General features: G+C 74.7%; 15 protein-coding genes. 9 read left to right on the top strand and 6 right to left on the bottom strand.

The window, feature by feature from the left end:
- Nucleotides 1–100: 100 nt before the first annotated feature.
- Nucleotides 101–2,782 carry an AAA family ATPase gene (locus tag G5C65_RS06060; RefSeq protein WP_165297583.1) on the bottom strand — a complete coding sequence of 894 codons (2,682 nt, stop codon included), beginning with the start codon at nt 2,780–2,782 and terminating at the stop codon, nt 101–103.
- A 442-nt stretch (nt 2,783–3,224) separates the two neighbouring features.
- Here G5C65_RS06060 and G5C65_RS06065 point away from each other — a divergent pair, with 442 nt between their 5' ends.
- Entirely contained in the window at nt 3,225–3,884 is a 660-nt protein-coding gene (locus G5C65_RS06065; RefSeq protein ID WP_338146251.1) for a helix-turn-helix transcriptional regulator, read from the top strand.
- A 169-nt stretch (nt 3,885–4,053) separates the two neighbouring features.
- Nucleotides 4,054–6,096, top strand: a complete 2,043-nt coding sequence (locus tag G5C65_RS06070; RefSeq protein WP_165297585.1) for a GTP-binding protein — start codon at nt 4,054–4,056, stop codon at nt 6,094–6,096.
- On the opposite strand, the gene G5C65_RS06075 is transcribed toward G5C65_RS06070, so the two are convergent.
- Nucleotides 6,056–7,231, bottom strand: coding sequence for an acyl-CoA dehydrogenase family protein (locus G5C65_RS06075; RefSeq protein WP_165297586.1), 1,176 nt, complete (start codon nt 7,229–7,231; stop codon nt 6,056–6,058). The genes G5C65_RS06070 and G5C65_RS06075 overlap by 41 nt on opposite strands.
- Before the next feature lie 396 nt (nt 7,232–7,627).
- On the opposite strand from G5C65_RS06075, the gene G5C65_RS06080 reads away from it, so the two are divergent.
- From G5C65_RS06080 to gndA, 3 genes are all read left to right on the top strand, one after another.
- Nucleotides 7,628–8,947, top strand: a complete 1,320-nt coding sequence (locus G5C65_RS06080) for a glycoside hydrolase family 18 protein (protein ID WP_165297587.1) — start codon at nt 7,628–7,630, stop codon at nt 8,945–8,947.
- A gap of 144 nt (nt 8,948–9,091) precedes the next feature.
- Nucleotides 9,092–10,825 (top strand): bifunctional 3'-5' exonuclease/DNA polymerase, encoded by a 1,734-nt coding sequence (locus G5C65_RS06085; RefSeq protein ID WP_165297588.1) that lies wholly within the window; start codon nt 9,092–9,094, stop codon nt 10,823–10,825.
- A 189-nt stretch (nt 10,826–11,014) separates the two neighbouring features.
- On the top strand, nt 11,015–12,475 hold the full coding sequence (gene gndA, locus G5C65_RS06090; RefSeq protein WP_165297589.1) for an NADP-dependent phosphogluconate dehydrogenase: 1,461 nt from the start codon (nt 11,015–11,017) through the stop codon (nt 12,473–12,475).
- Nucleotides 12,476–12,512: 37 nt separating this feature from the next.
- Here gndA and G5C65_RS06095 read toward each other — a convergent pair whose 3' ends face one another.
- The gene (locus tag G5C65_RS06095; RefSeq protein ID WP_165297590.1) at nt 12,513–13,196 is read right to left on the bottom strand and encodes a GNAT family N-acetyltransferase; all 684 of its coding nucleotides are present in this window, start codon (nt 13,194–13,196) and stop codon (nt 12,513–12,515) included.
- 173 nt (nt 13,197–13,369) lie between these two features.
- On the opposite strand from G5C65_RS06095, the gene G5C65_RS06100 reads away from it, so the two are divergent.
- Genes G5C65_RS06100 through G5C65_RS06115 form a run of 4 tightly spaced genes read left to right on the top strand, consistent with a single transcriptional unit; the run spans nt 13,370 to nt 16,270 of the window.
- A complete protein-coding gene (locus G5C65_RS06100; protein ID WP_165297591.1) occupies nt 13,370–14,395 on the top strand; it encodes an NAD-dependent epimerase/dehydratase family protein in 1,026 nt (341 codons plus the stop codon).
- A 60-nt stretch (nt 14,396–14,455) separates the two neighbouring features.
- Entirely contained in the window at nt 14,456–14,914 is a 459-nt protein-coding gene (locus G5C65_RS06105; RefSeq protein ID WP_165297592.1) for a MarR family winged helix-turn-helix transcriptional regulator, read from the top strand.
- A 58-nt stretch (nt 14,915–14,972) separates the two neighbouring features.
- Complete coding sequence (locus tag G5C65_RS06110) at nt 14,973–15,770, top strand: thymidylate synthase (protein WP_165297593.1); 798 nt, start codon at nt 14,973–14,975, stop codon at nt 15,768–15,770.
- A complete protein-coding gene (locus G5C65_RS06115) occupies nt 15,767–16,270 on the top strand; it encodes a dihydrofolate reductase (RefSeq protein WP_165297594.1) in 504 nt (167 codons plus the stop codon). Before G5C65_RS06110 ends, G5C65_RS06115 begins: the two co-directional genes overlap by 4 nt.
- Here G5C65_RS06115 and G5C65_RS06120 read toward each other — a convergent pair.
- From G5C65_RS06120 to G5C65_RS06130, 3 genes are all read right to left on the bottom strand, one after another.
- Nucleotides 16,258–17,355 (bottom strand): alpha/beta hydrolase, encoded by a 1,098-nt coding sequence (locus tag G5C65_RS06120; RefSeq protein ID WP_165297595.1) that lies wholly within the window; start codon nt 17,353–17,355, stop codon nt 16,258–16,260. The two genes, G5C65_RS06115 and G5C65_RS06120, sit on opposite strands and share 13 nt — an antisense overlap.
- A gap of 13 nt (nt 17,356–17,368) precedes the next feature.
- Nucleotides 17,369–18,475: a tartrate dehydrogenase gene (locus tag G5C65_RS06125; protein WP_165297596.1), complete on the bottom strand. Its 1,107-nt coding sequence runs from the start codon at nt 18,473–18,475 to the stop codon at nt 17,369–17,371.
- 70 nt (nt 18,476–18,545) lie between these two features.
- On the bottom strand, nt 18,546–19,472 hold the full coding sequence (locus tag G5C65_RS06130) for a LysR substrate-binding domain-containing protein (RefSeq protein ID WP_165297597.1): 927 nt from the start codon (nt 19,470–19,472) through the stop codon (nt 18,546–18,548).
- Nucleotides 19,473–19,510 lie beyond the last annotated feature (38 nt).

Consider the following 19,510-nt stretch of genomic DNA (forward strand, 5'->3'; position numbering starts at 1 on the left):
GGGCGAACGCGCGGGAACGGAGCGGATGTTGCGGCTCCGCTCCCCGAGCTCTCCGAGCAGGGGGCCTCCGACGGCGCCCGCGCCCCGCGGCGCGCAGGGGTCACGGCACCTTCCCGCGGAGCTCGCGGCGCGAGGATATCCCCAGTTTGCGGTACACGTTCCGCAGGTGCGCGTCGACCGTGCGCGGGCTGAGGAACAGCATCGCGGCGACCTCCTTGGACGTCGCCCCGGCGGCCACCTTCGCCACGATGTGGCGCTCTTGCGGGGTGAGCCCGTCGAGGGGGTTCTCACCGGGCCGGCGCGGCTGCTCACCGGCGGCGCGCAGCTCCCGGGCCGCACGCTCGGCGAAGGCGCGGGCGCCCATGGCCGCCAGCATGTCGTGGGCCGCCCGCAGCTCGGTCCTGGCCTCGGAGCGCCGGTGCTCGCGGCGCAGCCACTCCCCGTACGTCAGCCGGGCCCGCGCGTACAGCACCCGGACCCGGGTCCGGGCGAAGTTCTCCACGGCCTCCCGGTACAGCTTCTCGCGGTCCTCTCCGTCGCCGAGGAGGGCGCGGGCCTGCAGCCACTCGGCGACGGCCCACGGGACGGGGTTCGCGCGGGCCAGCGCCTCCAAGTGGCGCACGGCCGCGGCGGCGTCCGCGCCGCGGCCGGTGCGCGCGGCGGCCTCGGCCAGCTCGGAGTAGACGCCCCAGATCACATAGGAGCGGTTCTCGTGGCGGTGCTGGGCCGTCAGCGCCATGTCCAGGGCCGCCTCGTAGTCGCCCAGCCCGTTGTACAGCACCGCGCTGGCGTACTGAGCGGCGGCGGCCTCCAGCGGCCGGCCGCCGCGGCCCACCAGCTCGCGCAGCTCGTGGAACCGGTCGCGGTCGCCGCAGAATCCGGCGTGCACGAGTTCGGTCCCCAGGACCGGGACCCGGCCGGCCGCCTCGTCGACCGCGCGGGCCTCGCAGAGGCTGACTCCGGCGTCGTCGAACCGGCCGGCCGCGACCCTGCTGAGCGCCTGGTAGCGGAGCGCCTGCGGCAGCACGGCGAGGGCGCCCTCACGGCGCACCATCTCCACCTGGCGGTCCGGCAGCTCCTCCATGGCCTCGTCGTCGCGCAGGTCGATGGCGAACTGGCAGGCCAGGTTCATCTTCCAGCGGCCCCCCAGGGCGTCGGCTGCGCGGCGGGCCGCGACGACTTCGCGCATCGCGGGCACCGCCTCCTCGACGGGCCCCATGGCCTGGTCCAGCAGCGCGTCGAGCAGCTGGTCGACCGACGGGTCGGTGCCCCGCCCCGCCGGCCGCTTCCGGATCCGAGCGCCGAGCCTGTGCAGCAGGTCGCGCGGATGGTCGTTGTACATGATCGAGGCGAACGCCTCCACGTAGGTCTCCCCGGCCTGGTCGGGGGCCAGTTCCGTGACGACGTCGACGAGCCTGGCGGTCGCCTGCGGGCTGTGCGCCACCTGGTAGTCGAGCAGGGCGCACAGCAGGCGCGCCTCGGTGCGGTCTTCGTCGTCCATCGGGCGGCGCTTCGCCTGGACGACGAGCGCACGGGCCTCGGCCGGCGCGCCGGCCCGCAGCCGCAGCCGTGCCGCGGACAGCAGTCGTCCGGCCTGGCGGCCGTCGGCGGGCGTCAGGTGGCCCGCCCGCTCCATGAACGCCGCTGCCGCCGCGAAGCCGCCGCGGCAGCGCGCCCGGTCCGCCGACCGCTCCAACTCGGCGGCGACGTCCTCGTCGGCGGCGATGACCGCGTGGGCCCGGTGCCACACCCGGCGGTCCGGGTCGGTCCCGGGGTCGGTCGCCTCGGCCAGCGCGCCGTGGACGCGCCGGCGCGTCCCGGGTGTGGCCGAGGCGTACACCGCGGAGCGCACGAGCGGGTGGCGGAAGCGCAGCCGGGGCCCGAGGGTCAGTAATCCGGCGTCCTCGGCGGCATCCAGGTCCGCTGCGTCCAGGCCGAGGAGCCGCGCCGCGCGATACAGCAGGCACAGGTCGCCGACCGGCTCCGCCGCGGCGAGCACCACCAGGGTCCGCGTCGCCTCCGGCAGCCGTTCCCAGCGGTGGACGAACTGCTCGGCCAGCGTGTCCGCCACGCTGGCCCCGGGCCGCCGCGCACTGGGCACCCCGTACGGCCCGGGGTCGTGTGCGAACTCCAGCAGCGCCAGCGGGTTGCCGCGCGCCTCGGCGAGGATCCGGTCGAACACCTCCTCGTCCAGTCCGGTGTGCTCCGTCGTCCCGAGCACCCGCCGGGCGTCCTCGTCGCCCAGCCCGGTGAGCGGCAGCCGCGGGAGGCCGTCGAGTCCGGACCCGGAGCCGACCTCGCGCGTGGCGAACACCAGCGCGATACGCTCGGCGGCGACGCGCCGGGCCACGAAGACCAGCACCTGCCGGGACGCGTCGTCGATCCACTGGGCGTCGTCCACCACGCAGCACACCGGCTGCTTCTGCGCCGCCTCGTGCAGCAGCCCCAGGACGGCGAGGCCGACCGTCAGCGGATCGGGCGAGGTCTGCGCGCCGAGCCCGAACACCGCCTCCAGCGCCTCCCGCTGCACCGCGGGCAGCCCCAGGCGGTGGTCGAGGACCGGCGCGCACAGCTGGTGCAGGGCCGCGTAGAGCAGGCCCCGCTCGAACTCGGCGCCGACGGTGCGCAGCACCGAGAAGCCGCGCAGCTCGTGCACCGCGCTGTCGACGAGCGCCGACTTGCCGATCCCCGCCTCGCCGGCCACCACGACGGCCCCGCCGCACCCGGCGGCAGCCGAGGCGGCCAGCCGGTCGATCTCCCGCCGCTCGTCGTCTCGGGCCACCAGGTGCATCGGCTTCGGCCTCCAGGGGGAACGCGGTGGGATGTCGGAGCGCGGCCGGCTGCGGAGAGCCGACCACTGGCATCCACGGATGGGGACTCCCGATGGTTCACCGCACCCGGCCGGCAGGGGCAAGTATCCGGGGAACAGGGGTACTGCGATGCACCTGCCACTGTGATACTCCGTGAGGACTCCTGGTCCGGCCTGCCGCAGCGGTGGCGCCGTGGTCTCCGCCGAGGGTCACGAGGCTAGTGAGGCGGCCGGGGAATGGGCAGTGTGAATTTTCCTTGACGGGTGTCAGGTGCCCACGTCACGGCGTACGTACCGGCGGCTACGTAGTTCCTGCCGACGCGAAACCGCCTCCCGGTGGAGCATGTTCGGTTCCCACACAGCCGCCCCGGTGACGGCTCGCCGGGCGGCGGAACCAGGAACAGAGGTATTGCACGTGCTCAGCTCGACACCGGCCCCCGCGGCCTCCGTCTCCTCGACGGGCCGTGTGCGGGTCGCCGTCACCGCACCCGACCCCATCAGCCGCGAGGGCGTGCTCAGCCAGCTGCGGCAGCGTCCGGAGGTCGAGGTGCGCGAGAACGCCGGGCCTGCCACCGTGGCGCTGCTCGTCGAGGACGTCCTCGACGAGGCCGCGCTCGCCCGGCTGCGCCGCACGGTGCGCAGCGAGGGCACCCGCGCGGTGCTCGTCACCGGGACCGTCCGCGAGAACGAGCTGCTGGACATCATCGAGTGCGGTGTGGGCGCCGTTGTCTGGCGCCGCGAGGCCACAGCGCACCGGCTCGTCCAGGCGGTGCTCACCGCGGCCCAGGGCGGCGGCGACCTGCCGGCCGACCTCCAGGGCCGCCTCATCAGCCAGCTCGGACGGCTGCACCGCGGCTCCGCCGCCGACCGCCCCGGCATCTCCCTGGGCCTCACCCCGCGCGAGGTGGACGTCATACGCCTGGTGGCCGAGGGCCTGGACACCGCCCAGATCGCCACCAAGCTGTCCTACTCCGAGCGCACCGTCAAGAACATCATCCACTCCCTCACCACTCGCCTGCATCTGCGCAACCGCCCGCACGCCGTGGCCTACGCCCTGCGCGAGGGCTATATCTGACCGGGCGGAGCATAAACCGCTTGCCGGGCCGATCCGGGGTCTGCTGCACTGCCAGGCGTCCGGATGACCGCGCGGGCCTGCGGCCCACGGCCCAGGAGAGTGATCATGCGTCCCGCAGCCATGTCCAACCAGCAGGTAATCACCACCTACCGAATGGACATGACCGGACGTGAGAACGCTCAATCTGGGGATCCTCGCGCATGTTGACGCCGGCAAGACCAGCCTGACCGAGCGGCTGCTGCACGCCGCGGGCGTGCTCGACGAGGTCGGCAGCGTCGACGCGGGCAGCACGCTGACCGACTCGCTGGCGCTGGAGAGGCAGCGCGGGATCACCATCAAGTCCGCCGTGGCCTCGTTCCAGGCGCACGGCGTCACCGTCAATCTGATCGACACCCCCGGCCATCCGGACTTCGTCGCCGAGGTGGAGCGGGTGCTGGGAGTGCTGGACGGGGCCGTACTGGTGCTCTCGGCCGTGGAGGGCGTCCAGGCGCGGACCCGGGTGCTGATGCGCACCCTGCGGCGGCTGCGGATGCCGACGCTGCTCTTCGTGAACAAGATCGACCGGAGCGGTGCCCGGACCGAGCCGCTGCTGCGCGACATCGCCGCCAAGCTCACCGGCTCGGCCGTCGCCATGGGTGCCGTCCGCGCGCCGGGCACCCGCGGCGCACACGCCGTGCCGTACGACGTCGCGGACAGCTCGTTCCGCGCCCGGCTCGCGCCGGTGCTCGCCGAGCAGGACGACGCGCTGCTCGCCGCGTACGTGGACGACGAGCGCGCCCTGACCCCCGCCCGGCTGCGGGCCGCGCTGGTGTCCCAGGCGCGGGGCGCGCTGGTGCATCCGGTGTTCTTCGGCTCGGCTCTCACGGGCGCCGGGGTGGAGGAGCTGGCCGGCGGCCTCGCCGAGCTGCTGCCCGCCGCCCGCGGGGACGCGGACGGGCCGGTCTCGGGCACGGTGTTCAAGGTGTCGCGGGGGCCGTCCGGTGAGCGGATCGCGCATGTGCGGATGTTCTCCGGCACAGTGCGGGTGCGCGACCGGCTGCCGCTGCCGTCCGGGCGCGAGGGCAGGGTGACGTCGGTCGGCGTGGCCGAGGGCGGGGCGGTGCAGCCGCGCGGGGAGGTCGGCGCGGGGCGTATCGGGCTGCTGTGGGGGCTCGGCGGCGTGCGCGTCGGCGATACGCTGGGCGCCCCGCGCCCGCGGCGCGCGGGGGACGGCGGACGGCACTTCGCCGCGCCGACCCTGGAGACCGTGGTCGTCCCGCTGTGCGAGGAGGACCGGGGCGCGCTGCACACGGCGCTCACCCAACTGGCCGAGCAGGATCCGCTGATCGGCCTGCGGTGGGACGAGGCACGCGGAGAGACCCGGGTCTCGCTGTACGGGGAGGTGCAGAAGGAGGTGCTCCAGGCGACGCTGGCGGACGACTTCGGCGTCGGCGCCGCCTTCCGCGAGTCGATGACGCTGCACATCGAGCGTCCGGCGGGCAGCGGCGCCGCGCAGGAGGTCCTGCACGCTCAGGGCAATCCGTTCCTGGCGACCGTCGGCCTGCGGGTCGACCCGGCGCCGGTGGGCTCGGGGGTGGCCTTCCGGCTGGAGGTCGAACGGGGCTCGCTGCCGTACGCGTTCGTCCGCGCCGTGGAGGAGACGGTGCGCGGCACGCTGCGGCAGGGGCTGTACGGCTGGGAGGTCGCCGACTGCGTGGTGACGCTGACGCGCTCGGGCTATCTGGCGCGGCAGAGCCACGCGCACGCCGTCTTCGACAAGAGCATGTCGAGCACGGCCGGGGACTTCCGGAACCTGACGCCGCTGGTGCTGGCGGACGCGCTGCGGCGGGCGGGCACCCGGGTGTGCGAGCCGGTGCACCGCTTCCGGCTGGACCTGCCGGCGGCGGCGTACGGCGGGGTGCTTCCGGTGCTGGCCCGGCTGCGGGCCGTGCCGCGCTCGTCGGTGGCGCGGGGGACGGCGTACCGGGTCGAGGGGGACGTCCCGGCCGCGTCCGTGACCGGGCTGGAGCGCGAGCTGCCCGGACTCACCAGCGGGGAGGGGGTGCTGGAGTGCGTCTTCGACCGGTACGAGCCGGTGCGCGGGACGCCGCCCTCCCGGCCGGGGCCGGCGCTCGACCCGCTCGACCGGGAGGGGTACCTGCTGCAGGTCGCCCGGCGGGTGGGCGGTGCGCTCAGCGGGCGCTCTCCGGACCCGCGAGATGGCGGGCGATGACCATCCGCTGGATCTGGTTGGTGCCCTCGACGATCTGCAGGACCTTGGCCTCGCGCATATAGCGCTCGACGGGGAAGTCGGCGGTGTAGCCGTAGCCGCCGAGGACCTGCACGGCGTCGGTGGTGACGCGCATGGCGGCGTCGGTGCAGAACAGCTTGGCCATGGCGGCCTCCTGGGAGAACGGCTTGCCGGCGTCGCGCAGCCGGGCCGCGCGCAGATACAGCGCGCGGCCCGCCTCGATCTGGGTGGCCATGTCGGCGAGCATGAAGCGCAGCCCCTGGAAGTCCGCGATGGGGTGGCCGAACTGCTCGCGGCCGGTCGCGTAGCCGAGGGCCTCGTCGAGCGCGGCCTGGGCCAGGCCGACGGCGCAGGCGGCCATGCCGAGGCGTCCGGAGTCCAGCGCCGCCAGCGCGATGGCGAAGCCCTGGCCCTCCTCGCCGATGCGGCGCGCGTCGGACACCCGTACGCCGTCCAGGTGGACCTGCCCGGTGGGCGAGCCCTTCAGGCCCATCTTCCGCTCGGGCGGCGCGGCGCTGAGGCCGTCGGCGTCGCCGGGGACGAGGAACGCGGTGATGCCGTGCGCGCCCTCGCCGCCGGTGCGGGCGAAGACGGTGTAGAAGTCGGCGAGTCCCGCGTGGCTGATCCACGCCTTGGTGCCGTCCAGCACCCAGTCGCCGCCGTCCCGCACGGCGCGGGTGCGCAGCGAGGCGGCGTCCGATCCGGAGGTGGGCTCGGAGAGGCAGTAGGCGCCCAGGAGGCCGCCGCCGAGCATGCCGGGCAGGTGCTCGGCCTGCTGCTCCTTGGTGCCGAACGCGGCCAGGCCGTGGCAGGACAGGACGTGGACGCTGGTGCCGAGGCCCACGGTGAGCCGGCCGCCGGCCAGCTCCTCCAGGACCTGCAGATAGACCGCGTAGGGCTGGTCGCCGCCGCCGTACTCCTCGGGGTAGGGCAGGCCGAGCAGGCCGGAGCGGGAGAGCAGGGCGAAGGTGTCGCGGGGGAAGCGCTCCGCGGCCTCGTCCTCGCCGGCGGTGGGTTCGATCTCGCGCTGTACCAGATCGCGCACCAGGGCCAGCAGGTCGTGTGCTTCCTCAGTGGGCAGTTCGCGTTCCACCGGCTGCGGGCCGTACTGCGGCATGGCGCGCTCTCCTTCGGTCAGGCTCGGCGGCGACGGCCGCCGGGGTCTGGCGCCGTCGCCGAAGGGTCTCTGGCCGGGCCGGGAAGGCCCAGGGGGTCACCGCCCGCCGCGGCTGCCCCTCCGGATCGCAGAGGGGCTGACCAGCGGTTGCGGCGAAGGGGAGTATGCCCGATCGGGGCCGCCACGTCATCGGCCCACGGCAGGGAACGTCACCGTGTCGCCATCTGCCGGCCACCGCCGGCCCACCTCACCGCAATTGGTCCGAACCATTGACGCACTGGTCTAGTCCTTCTAGATTCCGGGCTAGACGCAAGTCGTGTTCATGCCATCACCCCGGCGGCGGACACGGCGCGCCGTACTGAGCACATCCCCACTCCCCCACATGTGAGGAGCACCATGCTCGGAACCGGCAAGAGACGATCACACGGAGACGCCCGCGGCGGCGCGGGCCGCCGGCACGGCAGGCTGTTCGCCGTCCTCGGCGCGGCCTGCGCCGCCGTACTGGCCACCACCCTGCTGTCGGCGTCCGCCTCGGCGGACGCGCAGGAAGAGCAGGACGCGAAGGGCGCGCAGAGCACGCAGAGTGCGCAGAGCGCCCCCGCGAAGTCCCGGGCGGCGGCCGGCAAGACCATCGGCTACTTCACCAACTGGGGCGTCTACCAGCGCAACTACCACGTCAAGAACATCGAGACCTCCGGCTCGGCGGACAAGCTGACGCACATCAACTACGCGTTCGGCAACGTCCAGGGCGGCAAGTGCACGATCGGCGACAGCTACGCCGACTACGAGAAGGCGTACTCGGCGGCGCAGAGCGTGGACGGCCAGGCCGACACCTGGGACCAGCCGCTGCGCGGCAACTTCAACCAGCTGCTGAAGCTGAAGAAGATGCACCCGGACCTGAAGGTCATCTGGTCCTTCGGCGGCTGGACCTGGTCCGGGGGCTTCGGCCAGGCGGCCCAGAACCCCGAGGCGTTCGCCGAGTCCTGCTACAACCTCGTCAACGACCCGCGCTGGGAGGGCCTGTTCGACGGGATCGACATCGACTGGGAGTACCCCAACGCGTGCGGGCTCACCTGCGACACCAGCGGCCCCGACGCCTTCGCGAACCTGATGAAGGCGCTGCGCGGCAAGTTCGGGAACGACCTCGTGACCGCCGCCATCACGGCCGACGCCTCGGACGGCGGCAAAATGGACCAGGCGGACTACAAGTCCGCCTCGGAGCACGCCGATTGGTTCCTGGCCATGACGTACGACTACTTCGGCGCCTGGGACGCGCAGGGCCCCACCGCCCCGCACTCCCCGCTGACCTCGTACGAGGGCATTCCGCGGGAGGGCTTCAACACCGAGGCCACCATCGCGAAGCTCAAGGGCCTGGGCATCCCCGGCAGCAAGCTGCTGTACGGACTCGGCTTCTACGGGCGCGGCTGGACCGGCGTCACCCAGACGGAGCCGGGCGGCTCCGCCACCGGCCCGGCACAGGGCAAGTACGAGGCGGGCATCGACGACTACAAGGAGCTGAAGAACAGGTGCCCGGCCACCCACCGGGTCGCGGGGACGGCGTACGGCCACTGCGGCCAGGAGTGGTGGAGCTACGACGTGCCCGAGACCATCGCGGCCAAGGGCGACTGGGCGGCGCGGGAGGGGCTCGCCGGAGCCTTCTTCTGGGAGCTGTCCGGCGACACCGCGAACGGTGAGCTCATCAAGGCCATCAAGTAGCGCTCACGCGCCGCGGAGCGCACCGGTACGGCCCCGGGACCCCCGCCCGGGGCCGTACGCGCCGTAAGCGCCGTACGCGCGCCGAACGCGCGCCCCGGGGCCGGAGCGGGGGCGCTGTCAGACCCCGGTGGCACACTCGCCTGCATGGACGGGTATCCCGAGGATGTGCGAGGAACGGCGCGCTGGGCCCTGGCCGAGACCGCCGAGGGACGCGCCCGGGTGTGCCCGCTCGACGAGCGGGGCCGCCCCGCGGGCCCCGTGTGCGAGGAGGAGTCGGCTCCGGCGGCGGTCCGGGCCCGGCCCCAGGTGGGGCGCTGGGTGTGGCGTGCGACGGCGGCCGTGTATCCCCGGCTGCTGGCGGCGGGCCTGCGCGTGCCGCGGTGCTATGACGTGGAGACCGCGGAGGCGCTGCTGCTGGGGCACGAGGCGCTGGCCGGGCATCCGCGCTCGCTGCCCGCCGCGTGGGCGCGGCTGCACCGGCTGCCGGAGCCGCCCGACCCGCCGCCGGCCTCCCAGGGGACCGACCCGCAGCCCTCGCTCTTCGAGGCGGGCCCGCCGCCGCTGCCGGACGGGGTGGACCCGCTGGAGGCCCTGCTGGAGGTGTACGCCGCGCAGCTCGCGCGGACGGCCGGCGCCGGGCACCCGGACCGGATGCGGCTGCTGCTGGCGGGCGAGTCCGCCGGGACGCTGGTGGCGGCGGAGATGAGCCGGGCCGGGGTGCCGTGGCGGGCCGATGTGCACCGGGAGCTGCTGGACGAGCTGCTCGGCGAGCGCTACCCGGGCGGCGGGCTGCCCCGGCGGCTGGTGGAGCTGGCGGGCGAGGTCTCGCGCGCGTTCGGGCCGGATGTGCGGGTGCGCCCCGAGGTGCCGGCCGAGGTGCTCCAGGCGTTCGCACGGGCCGGGGTGCGGCTGTCGTCGACGCGGGCCTGGGAGCTGGAGCGGGTCGACCACCCGGCGGTCGCGCCCCTGCTGCGGTTCAAGAAGCTCTACCGGCTCCACACGGCGCACGGCTGGACATGGCTGCGCTCCTGGGTGCGGGACGGCCGGTTCCGCGCGGAGTACGTGCCGGGCGGCGCCCCGTCCGGGCGGTGGACGACGAACGGCGGCGGGGCGCTGCAGATCCCGAGAGTGGTGCGCCGGGCCGTGGTCGCCGATCCGGGCCGGCGGCTGGTGGTGGCGGACGCGGCGCAGCTGGAGCCGCGCATCCTGGCGGCCGTCTCCGGTGACCGGGGGCTGATGGCGGCCGCGTCCACGGGGCGGGACCTGTACACGGCGCTGTCCGAGCGGGCGTTCTCCGGGGACCGCGCACAGGCCAAGCTGGCGCTGCTGGGGGCGGTCTACGGGCAGACGAGCGGGGACGGGCTGCGGTATCTCGCCGCGCTGCGCAAGCGGTTCCCGGCCGCCGTCGCCTATGTGGACGAGGCGGCGCGCGCGGGCGAGGAGGGACGGCTGGTCCGCACCCATCTGGGGCGCACCAGCCCGCCCGCCGGGCCGCAGGGCGCGGACGGCGGACCGGGGGACGCGGACGGCGGACCGCAGCGGGCCGCGGGAGCCGGGGACCGCGCCCGGGGGCGGTTCACCCGGAACTTCGTGGTGCAGGGCAGCGCGGCCGACTGGGCGGTGCTGATGCTGGCCGCGCTGCGCCGGCGGCTGCTGGGCTCGGCCGCCGAGCTGGTGTTCTTCCAGCACGACGAGGTGATCGTGCACTGTCCCGCCGAGGAGGCGGAGCGGGTGTCGGAGGCGGTGCGCGCCGCCGGAGCGCAGGCCGCGCACGCGATGTTCGGCGCGACCCCGGTGGACTTCGCCTTCAGCGTGGGGGTGATGGAGTGCTACGCGGACGCGAAGGGCGCCGGAGAGGAGGCAGCGCCGGTCCGGTAGCCCTGACACGGAAACGCGGCACATCCGGCACGCCCGGCACATCCGGCACGCCCGGCACGCCCGGTACGCTCGGGACTTCTGTGACGCTCGGTACGCCCGGGACACCGGAGTCGTGGGGGCGGGACGGTGCGGATCGCGAGACCATCGTGGGAGAGCGGATCCGGCACGACGGAGAGGAGCGGGGAACTCATGAGCAGTGCGGACCGGAAGGCTCAGATCGGCGTCACCGGCCTGGCGGTGATGGGGCGGAATCTGGCCCGGAACTTCGCCAGGAACGGCTACACCGTCGCGGTGCACAACCGCACCTACGGCCGGACGCGGGAGCTGGTGGAGCAGTTCGGCGGCGAAGGGGACTTCGTGCCCGCCGCCTCGTCCGAGGAGTTCGTCGCCGCGCTGGAGCGCCCCCGCCGGGTGCTGGTGATGGTCAAGGCGGGCGCTCCGACGGACGCCGTGATCGAGGAGTTCGCGGCGCTGCTGGAGCCCGGCGACGTGATCATCGACGGCGGCAACGCGCACTTCGAGGACACCCGGCGCCGGGAGGCGGCGCTGCGCGAACGCGGGCTGCACTTCGTGGGCGCGGGCGTCTCGGGCGGCGAGGAGGGCGCGCTGCACGGGCCGAGCATCATGCCGGGCGGCCCGCCGGAGTCGTATGAGTCGCTGGGGCCGATGCTGGAGCGGATCGCGGCCCGCGCCCCGGACGGCACCCCGTGCACCGCCCATGTGGGCCCGGACGGCGCGGGCCACTTCGTGAAGATGGTGCACAACGGCATCGAGTACGCCGACATGCAGCTCATTGCGGAGGCGTACCAGCTGCTGCGGGACGTCGCGGGGTACTCCCCCGCCGAGATCGCCGACATCTTCGGCCGCTGGAACGAGGGCCGGCTGGAGTCGTATCTCATCGAGATCACCGCCGAGGTGCTCCGGCACACGGACGCGGCGACCGGCCGCCCGTTCGTCGACGTCGTCGCGGACCGCGCCGAGCAGAAGGGCACCGGCCGCTGGACGGTGCAGACGGCGCTCGGGCTGGGGACGCCGGTGCCCGGGATCGCCGAGGCGGTCTTCGCGCGCTCGCTGTCCGGGCACGCGGAGCTGCGCGCGGCGGCGGCGGCGCTGCCGGGCCCGCAGACGCGGGACGGCGGCGGGCGGATGGCGCCGGACGAGGCGGCCGCGTTCGCCGAGCGGGTGGAGCGGTCGCTGTACGCATCCAAGATCATCTCGTATGCGCAGGGCTGGGACATGATGCGGGCTGGCAGCGAGGAGTACGGCTGGCACCTCGACCTGTCGGCCACCGCCGCGATCTGGCGGGCCGGCTGCATCATCCGGGCCGGCTTCCTGGACCGCATCCGCGGCGCCTTCACCAACGACCCGTGGCTGCCCTCGCTGCTGGCGGACCCGGCGTTCGCGAAGGAGCTGGGCGAGGCGCAGCAGGCGTGGCGGGACGTGGTGGCCGCCGCGGCGGCCGGGGGCGTGCCCGCGCCCGGCATGGCGGGCGCGCTCGCCTACTACGACGCCCTGCGCTCCGACCGGCTGCCCGCCGCTCTCCTCCAGGGCCAGCGGGACTTCTTCGGGGCGCACACCTACCAGCGGACGGACCGGGAGGGCACGTTCCACACGCTCTGGGCCGAGGACCGCTCCGAGGTCCGCGCCTGACGGCCCGCGCGGCGGCCGACGGCGGCGGGGTCCGCCGTCAGGCCGCCCGCGCCGGGCCGTCGGCGCCCTCGGCCGCGGCCGGCGCCTTCCGGTAGAGGTCCGTCAGCGGGGCGAACACGCGCCAGCCGAGCGAGGAGTACAGCGCCCGGCCGTCCGGCGTCCCGCCCAGCACGGCGTCCCGGCAGCCGCGCTCGCGGGCGGCGGCCGCCAGCGTCTCCATCACCAGGCTGCCGAGCCGTCTGCGCCGGTGCTCCGGCGCCGTCTCGACCTGGTCGACGACGGCCGTGCGGGCGCCGTCGGGGACGGCGACCTGGCCGCGCGCCGCGAAACCGCCGTCCGGCGCGACGACGAAGGCGCGGACGACGCCCCCGAGCTCCCATACGCGCAGCTCGTAGCCGTCCGGCGGGACGGCGCGGGAACGGGCGGGGGCGTCCCGCAGCGGCGTCGTCATCAAGTAGCCCGGCTGGTCCAGGGTCCAGCCCGGTGCGGCCCAGCGCACGACGGTCTCCGGCTCCTCGAAGCAGGTGAGCCAGACGCCGTGCGCCGTGACCGTCTCCGTGAACGAGCGGACCAGGGCCTGATCGGCGCCCGGCAGCAGCAGCCGGCTCGACTTCCCCGGCATCCCGATGTCGTAGGAGAACCCCCACTCCTCCTCCACGACGGGCGCGCCCCGGCGCGATACGACCCACCCCTCGGCCCAGGCCCGCACGAGGTCCCTCATCGCCGCCTCCCCTCCCCCTCGGATCACCGCCACAGGTAAGAGACACTCAACCGAAGTGCACATTACCGAACCGGGTTCCGCGCCCCGCGGCCGGGGCCACGGGCGAGGGCCGGCGCCTTGGCTGTCAGCCGATTCGTCTGGGCATCCGGCGCGCGCGGTGGTGGGGTATCGGGATGGACATTCTGGTGTTGGGCGGAACAGCGTGGGTGGGCCGGGAGCTCTCCCGGCAGGCGGTGGCGCGCGGCCACCGGGTGACGTGCCTCGCGCGCGGCGAGAGCGGTCCGGTCGCGGACGGCGCGACGCTGGTGGCCGCCGACCGGCGCGACCCGGCGGCGTACGCGCCGCTGCGCGACCGTCCATGGGACGCGGTCGTCGAGGTGTCGTGGCAGCCGGGCTTCGTCCGTGGGGCGCTCGCCGCGCTGGGCGGCACGGCCGGGCACTGGTGCTATGTCTCCTCCGCCAGTGTCTACGCCTCGCACGCCGTCCCGGACGCGGACGAGTCGGCGGCGGTGCTCGACCCGACCGGCCGGAGCGAGGCCGACCGCTCGGAGTACGGCGAGGCGAAGTCCGCCTGCGAACAGGCGTCGCGGGCCGCCGTGGGCGACCGCCTCCTCGTCGCACGCGCCGGTCTGATCGGCGGGCCGGGCGACCACACCGGGCGCTCCGGCTACTGGGCGGCCCGCGCCGCACGCGATCCGCTCGCGCCGCTCCTGGTTCCCGGCGCACCGGCCCAGCCGACGCAGGTGGTCGACGTACGGGACCTCGCCGGCTGGCTGCTCGACTCCGCCGGGGCGGGGACCACCGGTACGTACAACGCGGTCGGCCCCCTCGTCCGGCTCGACGCGTGGATCGAGCTGTCCCGCACCGTCGGCGGGCACACGGGGCCGGTGGTCACCGCCGACCCGGCATGGCTGCTCGCGCACGGCGTGGCCGAGTTCATGGGCGACGAGTCGCTGCCGATGTGGCTGACCACCGCGGGCTGGGAGGGGTTCATGGCCCGGGACGCATCCGCGGCGCGCGCCGCGGGGCTCCGGCACCGGCCGCGGGCCGAACTCCTCACCGACACGCTGCGCTGGGAGCGCGAGCAGGGGCTGGACCGGGCGCGGCGGGCCGGTCTCAGCGCGCAGCGCGAGCGCGAACTGCTCGGCGCTCTCGACGACCCCGGCAGCCCCGGCGGCCTTGACTTCAATCAGAGTTGAACTTCTACGGTCGTTCCCGTCAGACACCGCGCGGGAGCCGAACCGACCGAGGGACCAGCCATGGAGTACTCGCACAGCGACACCGAACTGATCCAGCAGCCCATCGGCTACTGGAGCTGGGCGGCCTACAACGCCGTCGTCACCCGCACCCGGGCCGCCCTGGCCGGGATCGGCACCACCCAGCCGCAGTGGTGGGTCCTCGCCCAGGTCGCACGGGCCGACACCGTCAGGACCCGCGCCGAGGTCTCCCGCCTCCTCCAGAACTACCTCGACACGGGCCGGGGGGCCATGGGCGCGGAGATCGACGCGACGATCGCCCACGGCTGGCTCACCGAGGACGCCGCGGGGCGCCTGGAGCTCACGGCCGAGGGCCGCGCGTTCTACGACCGGGCCGCCGCGCTCCAGGACGAGCTGTGGGCGGAGCGGCACGCGGGCATCGACGACGAGGAGTACCTGACCACCCTCAAGGTGCTGCAGCGCTTCATCCACAACACGGGCGGACACGCCTGGCACCAGTAGGGGGACGTCCCGCCCGGTCCGCCGGAGGGAGCCCGGGAGACCAGTAGACTCGGCGGCTGTGGCGGACACCCAGTACGAAGACCTGTTGCGCCTGGTGCTCACCTCCGGGACGGCCAAGGCCGACCGGACGGGCACCGGCACCCGAAGCATCTTCGGGCACCAGCTGCGCTACGACCTCTCTCAGGGGTTCCCCCTGGTCACCACCAAGAAGGTGCACGTCAGATCCGTCGTGTACGAGCTGCTGTGGTTCCTGCGCGGCGACTCGAACGTCCGCTGGCTGCAGGAGCACGGCGTCACCATCTGGGACGAGTGGGCCGACGCGAACGGCGACCTCGGCCCGGTCTACGGCACCCAGTGGCGCTCCTGGCCGGCGCCGGACGGCCGGCACATCGACCAGATCAGCGAGGTGCTCGACACGCTGCGCCGGGACCCGGACTCCCGCCGGATGATCGTCTCCGCCTGGAACGTCGCCGAGCTGCCCGCCATGGCCCTCGCGCCGTGTCACGCCCTCTTCCAGTTCCACGTCGCCGACGGCAGGCTCTCCTGCCAGCTCTACCAGCGCAGCGCGGACCTGTTCCTCGGCGTCCCGTTCAACATCGCCTCCTATGCCCTGCTCACACAGATGGTCGCGCAGCAGGTCGGCCTCGTGCCGGGCGACTTCGTCTGGACCGGCGGCGACTGCCATATCTACGGCAACCATGTCGAGCAGGTGACCGAGCAGCTCTCGCGCACCCCGTACGCGTTCCCCGCGCTGCGGCTGCGCCGGGCCGACTCGCTCTTCACGTACGCCTACTCCGACGTGGAGGTGCTCGACTACCGGCACCACCCGGCCATCAAGGCCCCGGTGGCGGTGTGAACGTCGGGCTGATCTGGGCGCAGACCCCGGACGGTGTGATCGGCGCCGACCAGGCGATCCCGTGGCGGCTGCCGGAGGACCTGGCGCACTTCAAGGCCACCACCCTCGGCCATCCCGTGGTGATGGGGCGCAGGACCTGGGACTCGCTGCCCCCGCGATTCCGCCCGCTGCCCGGCAGGCGCAACATCGTGGTCACCCGCGATCCGCACTGGGCGGCCGACGGCGCGGAGCGCGCCGGGTCCGTCGCAGGAGCCCTGGAGCGCGCGGCCGAGGCGCCGGAGCCGGACGCGCCCGCCGCGGTGTGGGTGATCGGCGGAGGAGAGATCTACCGGGCCGCCCTGGAGTACGCCACGACGCTCTCGGTGACCGAGGTCGACGCGGCGGTGGACGGCGACACCTACGCCCCGAGCCCGGATCCGACGTGGCGGATCACCGAGGACAGCGGCTGGCGGCCTTCCAGCTCCGGGCTGCGCTACCGCATCCGCACCTACGCCCGGTGACCACGGCGCCCCCGGAGGGGCGCGGGCAGGGGCAGCCCGCTGCCGCTACCTGCCGGTGCGCCGGCCAGGACGCGGCGGAGCCAGCGGGTGCGGGCCTCGCGTGCGTCCTGGCTGAGCACGGCCCCGGGCGCGAGGGTGTCGAAGCCGTGGAAGGCTCCGGGCCACACATGCAGTTCGGCCCGGCCGCCGGCCCGCCAGATCGCGTCGGCGTAGGCCACGCCCTCGTCCCTGAGCGTCTCGGCCGAGCCGACCTCGACATAGGCCGGCGGCAGTCCTGACAGGTCGGCGGCACGGGCGGGCGCCGCGTAGGGCGGTACGTCGGCGGTGCCGTAGCGGTCGCCCAGCAGCGCCTCCCACGCGGTCGCGTTGGAGGTCCGGTCCAGCGGGTCGACGCCGGCCGCCTGGTGGCTGGAGCGGGTGTCGTTGCGGTCGTCGAGCATCGGGCAGACCAGCAGCTGCCCGATCGGTGCGGGCCCGCCCCGGTCGCGGGCGAGCAGGGCGAGCGCCGCGGCGAGTCCGCCGCCGGCGCTCTTGCCCGCGACGACGACGCGGTCCGCGTCGACGCCCAGGCGGGCCGCGTGCGTGGCCGCCCAGACGAGTCCGGCGTAGCAGTCCTCCAGCGGGCCGGGGTACCGCACCTGCGGCGCCAGCCGGTACTCGACGGAGACCACGGCCAGCCCCAGCGCATGGGACCACGCGTCGAGCAGCCGCGGGAGCACGGACCACGCGTTGCCCATGACCATGCCGCCGCCGTGCATGTAGTACAGGAGCGGCAGCGGTCCGGCGATCCCGGCGGGCCGCGCGCTCACGAGGGTGACGTCCGGCCCGCCTCGCGGTCCCGGTACGCGCAGCTCCTCCACCTCGAAGCGCCCGCCGGCGCGCAGCTCCCGGGCCGTCGGCCTGGGCCGCGCCACGGCGTCCCGCTCCTGCCGGGCGGCGAGGTTCTCCCGGGTGAGCGGCTCCGCCTCCCCCAGATCCGCCAGCACCGCGCCCAGTTCGGGGTCGACGGCAGGGGGCACGGTGTCCCGGCCGGAGCCGCAGCCCGGCCGGTCCGCGCCCGCGGGGAACGCGTGTGCGTCATCCATGCGGCGTAGTCAATCATCTGCCGCGCGCGGGTCCCAGCCCCCTCCGGCCGGCCGGTTGCGAGCCGGTGACGGCTTCGAGGATCAGGCGGGTGAAGTCCTCCGTGCTCGCGGTCCCGCCGAGGTCCCGGGTGCGGACGCCGGTCATGGCCAGTACGGAGGTGAACGCGTCGAAGACCTCGGCGGCCGCCTCGGGGTGGCCGAGGTGGTCGAGCATCATCGAGGCGCTCCAGATCGCGCCGAGCGGGTTGGCGGTGCCCTGGCCCGCGATGTCCGGGGCCGAGCCGTGGACGGGCTCGAACATGGACGGGTAGGCGCGCTCGGGGTTGAGGTTCGCCGCGGGGGCGAGGCCGATGCTGCCCGCGACGGCGGCGGCGAGGTCGGAGAGGATGTCGCCGAACAGGTTGGAGCCGACGATGACGTCGAACCGCGCCGGATCGAGCACGACCTTGGCCACGAGCGCGTCGATGTGCTCCTGCCGCCAGGCCACCTCGGGGAACCGGCCCGCGGCCTCCCGTACGAGCTCGTCCCAGAACGGCATGGTGTGCACGATGCCGTTGGACTTGGTGGCGGAGACCAGATCCCCGCCGCGGCGGCGCGCCGTGGTGAAGGCGTAGTCGAGGACGCGTTCGACGCCGGGGCGGGTGAAGACGGCCTCCTGGACGGCCATCTCGTCCGGGAAGCCGCGGTTCAGCCGGCCGCCGATCTCGGAGTACTCGCCCTCGACGTTCTCGCGGACGACGACGAAGTCGACATCGCCCGTGGCCCCCGCGAGCGGGCTGGGGACGCCGTCGAGGACCTTGATGGGGCGCAGGTTCACATACTGCCGGAACTGGCGGCGGATGGGGATGAGCAGCCCCCACAGGGACACATGGTCGGGCACGCCGGGCCAGCCGACGGCCCCGAGCAGCACGGCGTCGTGGTGCCGGATGCGGTCCAGGCCGTCGTCCGGCATCATCGCGCCCTCGGCGCGGTAGCGCGCGCAGGACCAGTCGAATGTGTCGTAGCCGAAGCTGAGTCCGTGCCGCCTGCCGACGGCGTCGAGGACGGCGCGGGCGGGAGGCAGCACCTCGGTGCCGATGCCATCGCCGGGGATGAGGGCGATCCGGTAGCGGGTGTTCATGGCCGCCATGGAACGCCGGGTCGTTCGCGGCTGTCCAAGATCGGTTTGCAGCCCGTCCGATAAGGGATGCCTATCGGTCGCGCGGTTCGCCGGTGCCGACCTGCCCGGCGCCGGCATTCCCGGCGTCGGAGACGAGAGCGACGAACGCGGCGGCCGCGGGGCTGAGCCGGTGGCGCTGCCACACGAGCCCCACGTCGAGGGTGTCCTCGACGGCGAGGCGGCGCACGCGCAGCCCGACCGCGTCGGCGAGCGGCCGCCAGGAGTCGGCGACGACGGCCGCCCCCACGCCGTCGAGCACGAGCGGGAGCAGGCCCTCGCGGTGCTCGATCTCGACCACGATGCGGCAGTCGGTGGCGGCGACGATGGCGTCCGCGACCCGGCGCATCCCCGTGCCGGGCTGTCCCGCGACGAGCCGGAGGCCGGACAGCTCGCGGACGGCGAGGGGGCGGTCGCCCGGCGGAAGGGGGACGTCGTCGCGCGCCACGAGCACGAACGACTGCGTCTCGACCGGCATATGGTGCAGGTCCGCGTGCGCCTCGTGGGCGCCGGACACGGCGACGACGCCGACCTCGGCGACGCCCCGGCGCAGCGCGTCGCGTACGTCCTCGGGCCGGGCTGCGGCCGCCACCGCCACCTGGACCAGCGGGTGGGCGCGGGCGTAGCGGGCGACGAGTCCGGTGAGCGGGCTGACGACCTGGGACGGCATGGCGGCGATGCGCAGCCGGCCGCCCCGCAGGCCGTCCACGGCCGCCACGGTCTCCCTGGCGACGTCGAGGGCGCGGACCACTTCGCGGGCCGGCCCCACCAGGGCCGCGCCCGAGGGGCTCAGCACCAGTCCCCGGCCCTGCCGCAGAAAGAGGCTGGACCCGAGCCCGGCTTCGAGACGGCGGATGGTCTGGGTCACCGACGGCTGGGCGACGAAGAGGTGTTCGGCCGCCCGGTGCACGCTGCCGTGGTCCACGACGGCGAGGAAGTAGCGCAACTGCCGTACGTCCACGCCGTCCACCACCGAGCCCGCTGCCGACTGATAGCGCG

It is taken from the genome of Streptomyces boncukensis (assembly GCF_011045075.1).
Classification (GTDB): Bacteria; Actinomycetota; Actinomycetes; order Streptomycetales; family Streptomycetaceae; genus Streptomyces; species Streptomyces boncukensis.